The organism is Sulfitobacter sp. M39 (assembly GCF_021735935.1).
Lineage (GTDB): Bacteria > Pseudomonadota > Alphaproteobacteria > Rhodobacterales > Rhodobacteraceae > Sulfitobacter.
This window is the reverse complement of the sequence record NZ_WMDZ01000001.1, coordinates 2,212,149-2,225,894: the sequence shown is the minus strand read 5'-3', so window position 1 is coordinate 2,225,894 and position 13,746 is coordinate 2,212,149. Positions and strand designations below refer to the sequence as shown.

Here is a 13,746-nt window from a genome sequence, read left to right as displayed (position 1 = left end):
GCTCAACCATTTGGTTTTTATTTATTTGTTCGGGGTTAGCGGCGCGATGTCATCGCGTTGCGCAGCCCCTCGACGCGGATGGTCGTCACGCCAGCCAGCGTCTGGTTGGTCAGCTTGCGGCCGGCCGTAACCTCGCGGGTGGGGGGCGTGCCGATGGCGGTCGTCTCGCTTGGTTCGACCCCTTCAAGACGGTAGGTCAGAACGCCGTCCACTGGCAGCTCGTCTTCGTTCGCGGGGGTCAGCTGCACCTCGTAAATGCCTTGGCGATCCGCGCGCCCCGTGGCGCGCACGACGGCACCGCCCGGCACCTGTTCAATCGTCAGATCGATGATCTGGTCGAAGGGGCGACCGCCATATACCACCTCTTTATTCCGCGAGGAGGAGAACAATCCGGTCCGCTGCGGGATCAAAGGGTTGGTCGAGGCTTCCTGACGGGTGATCGGCTCAGACCGCGCGGTGCCGAACCAGTTGAACGGGTTCACGCGGCTGTCGCGCACGGTCGCGCAGCCTGTCAAAACAAGGGTCGATACCAGGATGGCTGAAAAGGTCTTGCGCATGGGGTCCGCCGTAGAAATTTCGGTAATATTTGACTAACCCATCCCAGACCCGTTGGGAAGGGGGTGGACCTTTGGCATCGTGCAACCTACCTGTTTGGCAAGCGAAAAGAGGGGCGCACCGTGGCGACAGAGGCATTTGAAGAACTGGTCGAGGATTTCGAGTTTCTGGACGATTGGGAAGACCGCTATCGCCATGTGATCGATCTGGGCAAGGCGATGGAGCCGCTAACCGAAGAGCTGCGCGTGCCCGCAACCAAAGTAGATGGCTGCGCCAGTCAGGTCTGGCTGCATACGCAGTTCGAGAATGGGGTGCTCCATTTCGATGGGGCCAGCGATGCGATGATCGTTTCAGGCCTGATTGCCGTGCTTCAAAAACTGTATAACGGCGTGCCCGCGGCCGAGGTCAGCGCCATCGATGCCCGCGCAGAGATGGGGCGCTTGGGGTTGAACGAACATCTGTCAGCGCAGCGATCGAACGGGCTGACCGCGATGATCGAACGGATTCGCGACGCGGCTGCACAGCAGGGTTGAACGCGCGCCTGCGGGGTGTGGCGACGGCTGTGCCAGTTGAGTTTATTTGGCAAAATGAAGATCAGAGCGCCTTGAGCGTGCGCGCCAGATCGCCGTAGCCGGTAAAGCGCCGTTCAAAGGCAAGGCCGAGCCTATCGGCGCATGTTTTCGCCTTGGCGGTTAGCGCGGGATCATCCGTTTGCGCCTGATACACAAGCTTTTCGTAGTTCCCGAAGTACATATCGCGCAGTTCGGGGTGCCGGTCGAGCCCCATGGGTTTCATAATGAAAGCGTCGAACTGGCGGACCAGAAAATCAGTGAGATAGAAGGTGGTAATCTCGTCCTCTGAGATCTTGGAAAAGCGGTCGTTGCCTTCGAAAAAGCTATAGCAATGCGGCCCGGCGACCATCTGCACGCCAAGTTTCTTACACTCCGCCTCTAGCAATCCGCCGGTGCCGCAGTCGGCGTAGACAACGAATATATCGTCGTATTTGTCGCGATGTTTCTTAACGGCTGCGCGGACTTCGTCGGTGATTTTTTCTGGGTAGAGATGCAGCTTGGCGGGCAGGCAGGTCAGGTCCAGATGCGACCAGCCGTTCGCCTCTTTCAGGTCGAGAATTTCCCGCGCCAGCGCCCCGCATGCGATCAGCAGAATGCGGCCCGTCTGCGGTGCAAGCGGCAGGCCTTTTTCTGTCAGATCACGGTCCGAGGGCGGCTTCATCTCACGCTCCGTCATGCAAAAGGCCCCTCCGGTAGGGAAGGGCCTTTGTGTTCTAGATCAACTGCTTACGCCTTGGCGGCGTTGTGTTTCCGCCCGACCCATTCCTTGGCGGTTTCCACTGCGACGGCGGCATCGCGGCAGTAGGCGTCGGCACCGATGGCCTTGCCGAATTCTTCGTTCAACGGGGCCCCGCCGACCAACACGATATAGTCATCGCGGATGCCCTGTTCGACCATCGTGTCGATCACGACTTTCATATAGGGCATGGTCGTGGTCAGCAGCGCGGACATGCCAAGGATGTCCGGCCCTTCGGTTTCCATCGCTTCAAGATAGGCTTCGACCGAATTGTTGATGCCAAGATCGACAACTTCAAAGCCCGCGCCTTCCATCATCATCGACACAAGGTTTTTGCCGATGTCGTGGATGTCGCCCTTGACCGTACCGATCACCATCTTGCCCACGCGCGGCGCGCCGGTTTCGGCCAGCAGCGGCTTGAGGATCGCCATGCCGCCTTTCATCGCGTTCGCAGCCAGAAGCACTTCGGGTACAAAGAGGATACCGTCTCGGAAGTCGGCCCCTACGATGGTCATGCCGCCGACAAGCGCCTTGGTCAGAACGTCGTAGGGTGCCCAATCACGTTCGATCAGGATGTTGACCCCTTCTTCGATCTCTTCGCGCAGACCGTCATAGAGATCGTCAAACATCTGCTGAACAAGTTCTTCGTCGTCCAGATCGGCAAGGATAATTTCGTCTTCATCCGACATAGTCGTTCCTCATCGGTTAACTCACCCGCGCGGGCTTGTGCCTTTTTGTCACATACGCGTCGAAAGCTTCGTGCTTTTTGCGACAAACCCGGCACCGCGTGCGACGCTTTGGTTGTTGGGAAATTACGCTCAATCGTGCTGTAAAACAATGGCTTGGGCCAATATACTTGACCGTGTTCCTAATTTGTTCCAAAAGATTTGAATGGATCAGGCACAACGCAAATACAGACTGCCCGGACGGGGCACATCCAGCAACCGCCCGGGCCGGTTCGAGCCGCTTTCCGTCAGCGCTGTGGCAGATGGATGGGCGGGCGATGATGACCCTTTGCCGGTCTTGCGCACCGAAGTGAGCGTTGAAATTCCGCGCACCGTGATCAGCTACAACCAGTCGCCGGACCTGCCGTTCGACCGGTCGATCAACCCGTATCGCGGGTGCGAGCACGGTTGTGTCTACTGTTTCGCGCGGCCAAGCCATGCCTATCTGGGGTTGTCGCCGGGCCTGGATTTCGAGACGCGGCTGATCGCACGGCCCGAGGCACCCGAGGTGTTGAAACGAGAGTTGGCGGCGAAGAAATACCAGGTCGCCCCCATTGCGATCGGCACGAACACCGATCCCTATCAGCCGATCGAGAAAGAGCATCGGATCATGCGCGCGTTGCTTGAGGTGCTGTCAGACGCGAACCATCCCGTTGCCATTGTGACCAAGGGCAGTCTGATCGAGCGGGATATTGATATTCTGTCGGATATGGCGGCGCGCGGGCTGTGCCGCGTGGGCGTGTCGGTGACGACGCTGGATGCGAAGCTTTCGCGGTTGATGGAGCCGCGGGTGCCTGCCCCGAAACGCCGCTTGCAGGTCATCGAACGCTTGGCAGAGGCAGGCATTCCGGTGCGGGTGATGGCGTCACCCATGGTGCCGGCGCTGACCGATCCCGAGCTTGAGGCGATTTTGGAAGCGGGGCGCGATGCAGGCGCCGTCGCAGCCAGCTGGATCATGCTGCGCTTGCCGCGCGAGGTATCGCCCTTGATGCAGGAATGGTTGGCGGCGCATTACCCTGACCGCGCGGGTCGCATCATGGCGCGGCTGCGCGAGATGCACGGAGGGAAGGAATATGACGCAAATTGGCACCGACGGATGCGCGGCGAAGGCCCCTATGCCGAGATGATTGCGCAGCGATTTACCTTGGCGGTCAAACGGTTGGGGCTGGATACGCTCCTGCCGCCGATGCGCTGCGATCTGTTCCGCCCGCCCAAACGGGCGAGCGCGCAGTTGGATTTGTTCGGGGATTAACCCCGGCGGCGGCCACGGCGGGGCGCGCGGGTGGGGCCTTCGCCATCGGTGCCATCGCTGGCCGAGGAGAACGGGCCAAGTGCATCGACGATCTGTTCCAGCGTGGGGGCGTCGCCCTTGGGTCGGCTGTCGAGAGCGGCACGCATATGCACCAGATGCTCCGGCATGGTGCCGCAGCAGCCGCCGATGATGGACGCGCCGCAGTTGCGGGCCATTTCGGCGTAATCGGCCATCAGTTCGGGTGTGCCGTCATAGTGGATGTGGCCTTCGACGTATTTGGGGATGCCGGCGTTGCCTTTGGATACGATCGGCGTCGGCATGCCTTTGGAGGCGAACCCAAGCACCGTGCGCAACACATCCGACGCGCCGGTGCCGCAGTTGGCCCCATAGGCCAGCGGGCCATAATCGAGGTCATGGACCATGTCGACCATCGCCTCGGATGTCATCCCCATCATCGTGCGGCCTGCGGTGTCAAAGCTCATTGTGCCGACCCAGTCGAGCCCCGCCAGCTTGAAGCCTTCGGCGGCGGCGCGATATTCCTCGGGGGCGCTGATCGTTTCCAGCCAGCCCACATCGGCACCACCGGCTTTCAGCCCGTCCGCGGTTTCGTGGAACATCTCGACCGCCAGCGCGTGGGTGAGGGGGCCGACCGGCTCCATGATCTCGCCCGTGGGGCCGACGGAGCCTGCAACGATTACCTTGCGACCGGCCTTATCCGCGACCTCCCGCGCCAGCTCGGCGGACACGCGGCTGAGCTCGTGGGCGCGTTTTTCGGCATTGTGCAGTTTCAGACGCGAGGCATTCGCGCCGAAAGAGTTGGTCAGGAAGATGTCGCTGCCCGATTGCACCGCACCCTGATACAGCTTGATGATGTTTTGCGGCTGTTCCGTGTTCCACATCTCTGGCGCATCACCGGACATCAGGCCCATGTTGAACAGGTTCGTGCCAGTGGCACCATCGGCCAGCAGCGTGCCTTTTTCAGCCAGAAGATCGGTGAGGGGGTTGGACATCAAAACGCTCCGCTAAATGGGTGATTTTGCCGTTTCCCACAACGCCCCTGTTGACGCAACTTCATTATTCTCATGATCGTCATGAGCCGCCGCCATGGTTTCTGCATGCATGACCGCCATGAGGGCAGGGCGCGCGCTTGCGTGGCAGGGGCGCTTGGACTATGTGACAGGCTAGAAATGGCTGATGGGTATTCCAACCGGCCTGTTGTCTGGAAGGGATGTGCATGGCCCGTCGCACGAAAATCTATGAAGGTACGGCGAAGATCCTGTATGAAGGACCGGAACCGGGGACCATTGTCCAGCACTTCAAAGACGACACAACCGCCTTTAACGCCGAGAAAAAAGCGGTGATCGAGGGCAAGGGCGTGCTGAACAACCGCCTGTCCGAATTCTTTATGACCGGCCTGAACAACATCGGCGTGCCCACGCATTTCATCAAACGTCTGAACATGCGCGAACAGCTGATCCGTCAGGCAGAGATCATCCCGCTCGAGATCGTGGTGCGCAACTATGCGGCGGGGGATCTATCTACGCGGCTTGGCATTGACGAGGGCATGCAACTGCCGCGCCCGATTGTGGAATATCACTTCAAGAACAACGACCTTGGCGATCCGCTGGTCACCGAGGAACATATTGCCGCCTTTGGTTGGGCCGGTCAGCAGGACATGGAAGACATCCTGAGCCTGTCGCTGCGGGTCAACGATTTCATGTCCGGCGTGATGATGGCCGTGGGCATCCGGCTGGTGGACTTCAAGCTTGAGGTGGGCCGGATCTACGAGGGCGATTTCCAGCGTCTGATCGTCGCCGACGAGATTAGCCCCGACAGCTGCCGTCTGTGGGATATCGAAACCGGACAGAAACTGGACAAGGATGTGTTCCGCCGCGATCTGGGGTCGCTGACGGATGCCTATACCGAAGTCGCCCGACGTTTGGGGGTCATGCCCAAGACGTCGACACCGATGATGAAACCGACGTTGATCAACTAGGCTGGCGTCGCAGATGAGTTTATTTTGCAAAATGAAGATAGGGGACGCGTCATGAAAGCACGGGTGCATGTGATGTTGAAAAACGGTGTTCTGGATCCGCAGGGCGAGGCCGTGCGCCACGCGCTTGGGGCCATGGGCTTTGAAGGCGTCAATGGCGTGCGTCAGGGCAAGGTGATCGAGCTGGACCTGAACGACGGCGCAACCAAGGCCGACGTCGAGGCGATGTGTGAAAAGCTGCTCGCGAACACGGTGATCGAATCCTACACAGTGGAGATGGGCTGATGCACGCAGCGGTCATCGTTTTTCCCGGCTCTAACTGTGACCGCGATCTGGCGGTGGCATTCAAGGCGGTCGGTGCCAAAGTGTCGATGGTCTGGCACAAGGACACGAGCCTGCCCGAGGGCGTCGATATTGTGGGGGTGCCCGGCGGCTTTTCCTATGGCGACTACCTGCGCTGTGGTGCCATTGCGGCGAATTCTCCGATCTGTCGCGAAGTGGCGGCCCATGCGGAGCGTGGCGGTTACGTCATGGGGATCTGCAACGGCTTTCAGGTGCTGACCGAAACCGGTTTGCTGCCCGGTGCACTGCTGCGCAATGCGGGGCTGAAATACATCTGTCGCACCGTGCCGCTGCGCGTGGCCACGGCGGACAGCGATTATACTTCGGGCTACGAGGCCGGTGCGATGATCGACATCCCGATCGCACACCACGATGGCAATTATTTCGCCGATGGCGATACGATTGCCAAATTGCATGGCGAGGATCGCGTTGCCTTTACTTATGGCGATAACCCCAACGGGTCGCAGTCGGACATCGCGGGCATCCTTTCCGCCAACCGTCGGGTGCTGGGGATGATGCCACACCCCGAACGCGCAGCGGATGCGGGGCATGGGGGCACGGATGGGGCGGCGCTCTTCCGCGCATTGGCGGGGTCTCTGGTCACAGCGTGACTTGAGTGCACCGGTGAGGACGCGTAGATTGCGGCCATGTTTCGGTCTGCGTCCTCTCGTGAAGCCCCTTTATCTGTCAGCTGGCGCGTCCGGCTGGCGGTTGCTTTGCTTTTGGTTATTGCGGTGGCCACGATTTCGGTCACCAACAAGCTGCTGACGGATCGCTTTACTGAAAGCACGCGCAACCGGGCGGAGCTTCGGATCGCGCTATACAGCGGCAACCTGTTGGCCGAGCTGCGCCAGAACGCGATTGTGCCACAGCTTTTGTCGCGCGATCCCGCCTTGATCGAGGCACTGACCCGATCTGATTATTCCCTGTCGACCCAGCGATTGATCTCATTTGTAGAGGAGATCGGCGCGGCGTCCTTGATGCTTTATGATATCGACGGGCGCACGGTGGCTGCAACCGACCGCAACCGTTTGGGGGCCTCGCACCGGCAAGAGGCGTATTTTGTTGATGCGTTGCGATCGAATTCGACCGTGTTCAGCGTTATTCCCCGTGATACTGGCGGCTATCGGTTCTTCTATTCGCGCCGTATTCAGGAAGGCGGCACCAACCTTGGGGTGATCGCGGCCGAGGTGGATCTGCAAAGGTTTGAACGGGCTTGGGCCGGTATCTCGGATGCGGTGATTGTGACCGACAGCACCGGTGACATCATCATGGCCACCGAACCGCGCTGGCGCGGCCTGACGGAAAGCGAGGCGCTGTCGAACCAGACCCCGCAAAGCGCCATCGAGCGCGCGATCAAGGCTACCGCCGATTGGACCGCATTGCCCGCAGATGCCTATCTGCAGGGCGAGGCGGTGATGCGTCTGTCGTCGCGGATACCGTTTCGGGGCTGGCGGATCACGAGTTATACTACCTATGCCTCGGTCCGCGAGAAGGTGAACGGGGTACTGGCGCTTGAGGTGATGGGCTTTGCGATCCTGCTGGCGCTGACGTTTTATGCCCTCAGCCGGCGGACGGCGGGCCGCGCGGCGCTGTTTCAGCGTGAATCCGCCGAGCTACGCGCGCTGAATGCCGCCCTTCAGCGCGAGGTGGCGGAACGCAAACGGGTGCAGCAGACCTTGGCCGTGGCCGAGCAGACCTTGGAGCAATCCAGCAAGCTCGCCGCCTTGGGCGAAATGTCCGCCGCCGTCAGCCACGAGCTGAACCAGCCGCTGGCCGCGATGAAAACCTATCTGGCGGGCGCGCGTCTGTTGATGCAGCGCAACCGGCTGGAGGAAGCGTTGGCGTCATTCGGGCGCATCGACGATCTGATCGAACGCATGGGGGCCATTACGCGGCAGCTGAAAAGCTATGCGCGCAAGGGCCAGCAGCAGTTTTCGCCCTTTGATATGGGGGAGGCGCTTGCCTCTGCCTTGTCAATGATGGAGCCGCAGCTACGTCAGCGTCAGGTGCAGATTAACCGTATCCTGCCCGCAGAGCCTGTTCAGGTGATGGGGGACCGCATGCGGATCGAACAAGTATTGGTCAATCTCTTGCGCAACGCATTGGATGCCACCAAATCGGAACGAAACCCGACGGTAGAGATTATACTATCAGCGGGTGAGACGGCGACGCTTACCGTGCGCGATAATGGCCCCGGGATCGAAGATCTCGATAGCCTGTTCGAGCCGTTTTACACGACCAAGCAGCCCGGCGATGGTGTCGGGTTGGGGCTTGCGATCTCGTCGGGTATTGTATCCGATCTGGGGGGCAGGCTGACAGCCCGCAACGGCCAACATGGCGGTGCGGTTTTTGAAATGCAGCTGCCCATTATGGACAGCACAGAGAAGACACAGGCGGCAGAGTAAACCAATGGCTCAGGCAATGAAAATCGCGATCGTTGATGATGAACAAGACATGCGTCAGTCGATCAGCCAGTGGCTGGCGCTTTCGGGCTATGACACAGAGACGTTCGGCAGCGCCGAGGATGCGTTGAAAACACTGGGGCCGGATTACCCCGGTATCGTGATTTCCGACATCAAGATGCCCGGCATGGGCGGGATGCAGTTCCTGAAAAAGCTGATGGGCACCGATAGCGCGCTGCCCGTGATCATGATCACCGGCCACGGCGATGTGCCCATGGCGGTGGAGGCGATGCGCGTCGGCGCGTTCGACTTCCTTGAAAAGCCCTTCAACCCCGACCGGATGAGCGAACTGGCCAAGAAGGCGACCAATGCGCGCCGTCTGGTCATGGACAACCGCGCCTTGCGTCGTGAACTGTCTGACGGCAGCCAGTTGATGAAAAAGCTCATCGGCGGCTCGCCCGTGATGGAGCGGCTGCGCGAGGATATTCTGGACCTTGGTCAGGCCGACGGTCACGTGCTGATTGATGGTGAAACCGGCACAGGCAAGACATTGGTGGCGCATGCGCTGCACGCTGTGGGCTCGCGCGCGGGCAAGAAATTTGTGCTGGTCAGCTGCGGCGCGCTAGAGGAAGACGCATTGAGCAAACGTTTGTTTGGTCCGATGATGCCTGAAGACGCCCAGCTTCCCGCGATCGAGGAGGCCCGCGGTGGCACCTTGGTGCTGGAAGGTGTTGAATCGCTCAGCGAGACGCTACAGGCCCGTCTGCTGAGTGCGATCAATGACCAAGGCACGCCTGCGGAAACGCGGATCGTTGCGATTTCGAACCTGCAAGAAGCGGGGCGCACCTCCGAAGATGCGCTGCGTTCTGATCTTTTCTATCGTCTGGCTGCCCTGCGCATCACCGTGCCGCCGCTGCGCCAACGGGGCGAGGATATTCTGACGTTGTTCACCCGCCTGTCCGAAGAATTCGCGGACGAATATGGCTGCGAGACTCCGCAGGTTTCCGCGCAAGAGGCTGCGCAACTGTTGCAAGCGCCTTGGCCCGGGAACGTGCGCCAGTTGATCAATGTGGCAGAACGCGCCGTGTTGCAGTCGCGTCGCGGGTCCGGTTCGATCGCATCGCTGCTAATGTCGGACCACGAAGAGATGCAGCCGGTGATGACCACCGACGGTAAGCCCTTGAAAGAATACGTCGAGGCGTTCGAACGTATGCTGATCGACAATACCATGCGCCGGCACAAAGGCTCTATCGCCAGTGTGATGGAGGAACTGTGCCTGCCGCGCCGGACCCTGAACGAGAAGATGGCGAAATACGGTTTGCAGCGCTCGGATTACCTCTGAGCGCCGCATGTTGACGTAAGGCTCAGCCGAGCCGCGTCTCGATCAGCTCGCGTGCTGCACCGGTCTCATCGGTGTAGCAGGTCCACGACGGGCCGCCGGGGATATCAACAATATGCTGGCCAGTCTCGACGATAGGGATGGTCGTGTTGAGCGTGCCGCCCGATTTGCCGGTGTGTTTTTCCACGGCACGGATGCAACTGCGCTTGGACGGGCCCTCGGGGTCGCTGCCGCCGGTTGTGCTCATGTCTTCGCAGGCGGCAAGCGCCAGAAACGGCAGGCACAGGGCTGCGCGCAGGGAAATATGCATTCGTATCATCCTTATCTGTCTTATTTTTGTGCATCCCGTCACGGGGCTGCGGCACGGGCATAAACCCGCTGGCAAAGCTTTTCCCATAGCACCGATGCTTGTCAAGCAAGGCGGCAGGGGGCGTGATTCCGCTATCGGCCCTCGTGTCTGCAATGCCGCTAAACGCGATTTCCCATTGTCATTTGGTACCTTCTGCCGTTAATTGTAGATAGGGCTGTTTGCCTCTTTGGATGGCAAACCAGACCCCAGACAGTTTCGATGCCTCGGTTCCCCGGCATGTGGTGACCAGGCAGACCGATTAGGCCCTTAAAAAAGGCTCAAGAACCGCTGACGATTGCGCCGTGCCTTTGGCCGGACAACCGCAGTAAATTAATGGATATGGGGGCGCGGTACGCACCACCCATGTCGGAGAAGAACCGCGATGACGCGCGCAGACGCCAAGAGCAGACAGACAGGCGGCCTTTTGGGCCCTGTTTTAGCCGCGTCACCCATCGCCCTGACAAGACATACCCTGCCTCGCAGCGCCCCACCGGGGCTGCTGTTTGCGCAGCTGTGCAAAATGGATTTATGCCTAAGAAAATGCTTATCGATGCCACCCACGCTGAGGAAACTCGCGTTGTCGTGGTTGACGGAAACAAGGTCGAAGAATTTGACTTTGAATCAGAGAATAAACGCCAGCTAGCTGGCAATATCTACCTCGCGAAAGTCACGCGGGTCGAACCTTCGTTGCAGGCCGCGTTTGTGGATTATGGCGGCAACCGTCATGGTTTCCTCGCCTTTTCGGAAATTCACCCCGATTACTACCAGATCCCCGTCGCCGACCGTGTGGCGCTGATGGAGGAAGAGCGTGCCTATGCCGAAGCGCAGGCCGCCAAGGAAGACGAAGACGAAAAGCCCAAACGCCGGGCGCGCTCGCGCAGCCGCAGCAAGTCCAAGGCCGAAGACACCGTGTCCGATGACGCGACGGTCAGCAAAGACGCGGATGCCACCGACAGCGACCAGATCAACGGCATGCAGACCGTCGATCTGGACGATGAAGAAGGCTCCTCTCCGATGGAGCGGGTTGCCGAGACGCCTGTCGAAGAGCCCGAAGGCGATGACAGCAAGGCAGAGGCTGACACGCCCAAGGCCGCCAAAGCAGATGCAAAAGACGCCGCAAAACCTGATGCCGATGATCAGGACGAAAGCGACGACGCGGATGACAGTGACGATAGCCCCAAGGCTAAAGATGCGTCCTCCAAGGATGACAGCATCGAATCCGTGGCGGATGACGATGACCACGACGATCTGCGCACCGCGCGCAAGCCACGGCCCAAGCGCTATAAAATCCAGGAAGTCGTCAAGGTGCGTCAGATCCTGCTGGTGCAGGTCGTTAAAGAGGAACGTGGCAACAAAGGTGCCGCGCTGACAACCTATCTGTCGCTGGCTGGCCGTTATTGTGTGCTCATGCCCAACACCGCGCGTGGGGGCGGGATCAGCCGCAAGATCACCAACGCTGCGGACCGCAAGAAGCTGAAAGAGATCGCAAACGAAATTCAGGTGCCAAAAGGTGCCGGTCTGATCGTGCGCACCGCCGGTGCACAACGCACCAAGGCCGAGATCAAGCGCGACTACGAATACCTGCAACGCCTGTGGGAACAGATCCGCGAGCTGACGCTGAAATCCATCGCGCCCGCCAAGATCTATGAAGAAGGTGACCTGATCAAACGCTCGATCCGCGACCTTTACAACCGCGAGATTGACGAGGTGTTTGTCGAAGGTGAACGCGGTTACCGCATCGCCAAGGACTTCATGAAGATGATCATGCCGTCCCACGCCAAGAACGTGAAGCTTTATAGCGAAACGCTGCCCTTGTTCGCGCGCTATCAGGTCGAAAGCTACCTGTCGGGCATGTTCAACCCCACGGTACAGCTGCCTTCGGGCGGGTATATCGTGATCGGTGTGACCGAAGCGCTTGTTGCTATCGACGTGAACTCGGGCCGGGCCACGAAAGAAGGCTCCATCGAACAGACCGCGACCAAGACCAACCTGGAAGCCGCCGCCGAAGTCGCCCGCCAGCTGCGTCTGCGCGATCTGGCCGGTCTGATCGTCATCGACTTTATCGACATGGACGAGCGTCGCAATAACGCCGCGGTTGAAAAGCTGATGAAGGAAAAGCTGAAAACCGACCGTGCGCGTATTCAGGTGGGCCGTATTTCCGGCTTTGGCCTGATGGAAATGTCGCGCCAGCGTCTGCGCCCCGGTATGATCGAGGCGACGACCCAGCCTTGCCACGCTTGCCACGGCACCGGCCTGATCCGGTCGGACGACAACCTTGCACTATCAATCCTGCGCCAGATCGAGGAAGAGGGCACCCGCAAGCGGTCGCGCGAGGTGCTGATCACCGCGCCTGTGGGCATCGCCAACTTCCTGATGAACCAGAAGCGCGAACATATCGCCCATATCGAAGGCCGCTATGGCATGGCCGTGCGCATCGAAGGTGACCCCGCTTTGGTCAGCCCCGATTTCTCGCTTGAGAAGTTCAAGACTGCGACACGCGTTGTCACGCCGATCGAACATGTGGTGTCGGTTGATACCTCCATCATGGACGAGGTCGACGATCTGGATGTCGATGCGGAAGCAGATGCGGACAACGCTGACAATGAACCCACCGGCAACGGCAATGGCGGGCAGAACCAGCATAATGGCTCTGACGATGACAATGATGGCGAAGGGAAACCCAAGCGCCGTCGTCGTCGCCGGCGGCGTCGGGGTGGCAAATCCAACGGGGATGATGCCGCCAACGGTGAAAACAACGACGATAGCAACAACAACGGTGACAACGGCGATAGCGACGCGCCCGCGCAAACCGAGGCGGAAACTGCGGGTGCCAAGGATGACGCGAAAACGGATGCGGCTGCAGACGCCGCTTCTGATGACGCGAAACCGCAGGACAAACCTAAGCGCACCCGTAGCCGGACCCGCAAGCCCAAGGCTGATGCCGCGGCAGAAGCGACCGTAGACGCGGACGCCAAGACCTCCGAGGACGCGAAACCTGCGGAGACGGCCCCTGCCGACGCGGATGCCGCCGAAGACGCGCCCAAGCCAAAACCCAAACGGACCCGCACGCGCAAGCCCAAGGCCGCCCCGGTTGAAGCTGCGGAAGAGGCACCCAAGCCCGAGGAAACACCTGCGCCGCAAGAGCAGCCAACCCCCGAGCCCAAGCCCGAGCCAGAGGTGACACCAGACGCGCCGACGCCCGAGCCGGCAAAAGAGCCGACGCCGATCCCTACGCCGGAGCCAACGCCCGCGCAGCCGTCTCAGCCCGCCGAGGTGGAGGAAACGCCGGCCCCGACCGAAGTGCCCGATAGCACCCCGACGGAGATACCTGCGGCGCAGGAAATCCAGCCGGAGCCACCGGTCACCGAAGTTCCGCAGCCCGCGGCGACCCCGCAGGCGGAGCCCGAAAAACCCGCCAAGCCCAAGCGGCGCGGCTGGTGGTCCTTGGGCGGGTAAGCAGCGCTCCTGCGCCGACATA

The 13,746-nt window shown here is 60.3% G+C and carries 13 protein-coding genes; 8 read left to right on the top strand and 5 right to left on the bottom strand.

From position 1 onward, the window contains the following. Positions 1–35: 35 nt before the first annotated feature. Positions 36–557 (bottom strand): hypothetical protein, encoded by a 522-nt coding sequence (locus GLP43_RS10825; protein WP_237279308.1) that lies wholly within the window; start codon positions 555–557, stop codon positions 36–38. 120 nt (positions 558–677) lie between these two features. Between GLP43_RS10825 and GLP43_RS10820 the strand changes: the two genes are divergently transcribed. After that, entirely contained in the window at positions 678–1,088 is a 411-nt protein-coding gene (locus GLP43_RS10820) for a SufE family protein (protein ID WP_237279307.1), read from the top strand. Positions 1,089–1,149: 61 nt separating this feature from the next. Here the strand turns inward: GLP43_RS10820 and GLP43_RS10815 are convergent, their stop codons facing one another. Together GLP43_RS10815 and GLP43_RS10810 are read right to left on the bottom strand one after the other, a co-directional pair. Continuing rightward, positions 1,150–1,803: a DUF1638 domain-containing protein gene (locus tag GLP43_RS10815; RefSeq protein ID WP_443069468.1), complete on the bottom strand. Its 654-nt coding sequence runs from the start codon at positions 1,801–1,803 to the stop codon at positions 1,150–1,152. A 50-nt stretch (positions 1,804–1,853) separates the two neighbouring features. Continuing rightward, positions 1,854–2,552: a corrinoid protein gene (locus GLP43_RS10810; RefSeq protein WP_237279306.1), complete on the bottom strand. Its 699-nt coding sequence runs from the start codon at positions 2,550–2,552 to the stop codon at positions 1,854–1,856. Between the two features lie 202 nt (positions 2,553–2,754). Here GLP43_RS10810 and GLP43_RS10805 point away from each other — a divergent pair, with 202 nt between their 5' ends. Then, on the top strand, positions 2,755–3,840 hold the full coding sequence (locus GLP43_RS10805) for a PA0069 family radical SAM protein (protein WP_237279305.1): 1,086 nt from the start codon (positions 2,755–2,757) through the stop codon (positions 3,838–3,840). Here GLP43_RS10805 and bmt read toward each other — a convergent pair. Beyond that, the gene (gene bmt / locus GLP43_RS10800; RefSeq protein ID WP_237279304.1) at positions 3,837–4,850 is read right to left on the bottom strand and encodes a betaine--homocysteine S-methyltransferase; all 1,014 of its coding nucleotides are present in this window, start codon (positions 4,848–4,850) and stop codon (positions 3,837–3,839) included. The genes GLP43_RS10805 and bmt overlap by 4 nt on opposite strands. Positions 4,851–5,074: 224 nt before the next feature. Between bmt and purC the strand changes: the two genes are divergently transcribed. Genes purC through GLP43_RS10775 form a run of 5 tightly spaced genes read left to right on the top strand, consistent with a single transcriptional unit; the run spans position 5,075 to position 9,922 of the window. Next, positions 5,075–5,836: a phosphoribosylaminoimidazolesuccinocarboxamide synthase gene (gene purC, locus GLP43_RS10795; protein ID WP_005853701.1), complete on the top strand. Its 762-nt coding sequence runs from the start codon at positions 5,075–5,077 to the stop codon at positions 5,834–5,836. A gap of 51 nt (positions 5,837–5,887) precedes the next feature. Then, on the top strand, positions 5,888–6,118 hold the full coding sequence (gene purS, locus GLP43_RS10790; RefSeq protein ID WP_237279303.1) for a phosphoribosylformylglycinamidine synthase subunit PurS: 231 nt from the start codon (positions 5,888–5,890) through the stop codon (positions 6,116–6,118). Continuing rightward, positions 6,118–6,786 (top strand): phosphoribosylformylglycinamidine synthase subunit PurQ, encoded by a 669-nt coding sequence (gene purQ, locus GLP43_RS10785; protein WP_237279302.1) that lies wholly within the window; start codon positions 6,118–6,120, stop codon positions 6,784–6,786. The genes purS and purQ overlap by 1 nt, the downstream gene beginning before the upstream one ends. Positions 6,787–6,822: 36 nt before the next feature. Beyond that, positions 6,823–8,583, top strand: coding sequence for a sensor histidine kinase (locus GLP43_RS10780; protein WP_237279301.1), 1,761 nt, complete (start codon positions 6,823–6,825; stop codon positions 8,581–8,583). 4 nt (positions 8,584–8,587) lie between these two features. Continuing rightward, the gene (locus GLP43_RS10775; RefSeq protein WP_009824697.1) at positions 8,588–9,922 is read left to right on the top strand and encodes a sigma-54-dependent transcriptional regulator; all 1,335 of its coding nucleotides are present in this window, start codon (positions 8,588–8,590) and stop codon (positions 9,920–9,922) included. Between the two features lie 22 nt (positions 9,923–9,944). On the opposite strand, the gene GLP43_RS10770 is transcribed toward GLP43_RS10775, so the two are convergent. After that, positions 9,945–10,229, bottom strand: a complete 285-nt coding sequence (locus GLP43_RS10770; protein ID WP_009824696.1) for a hypothetical protein — start codon at positions 10,227–10,229, stop codon at positions 9,945–9,947. A 567-nt stretch (positions 10,230–10,796) separates the two neighbouring features. Between GLP43_RS10770 and GLP43_RS10765 the strand changes: the two genes are divergently transcribed. Further along, entirely contained in the window at positions 10,797–13,724 is a 2,928-nt protein-coding gene (locus tag GLP43_RS10765; RefSeq protein WP_237279300.1) for an Rne/Rng family ribonuclease, read from the top strand. Positions 13,725–13,746: the final 22 nt, after the last annotated feature.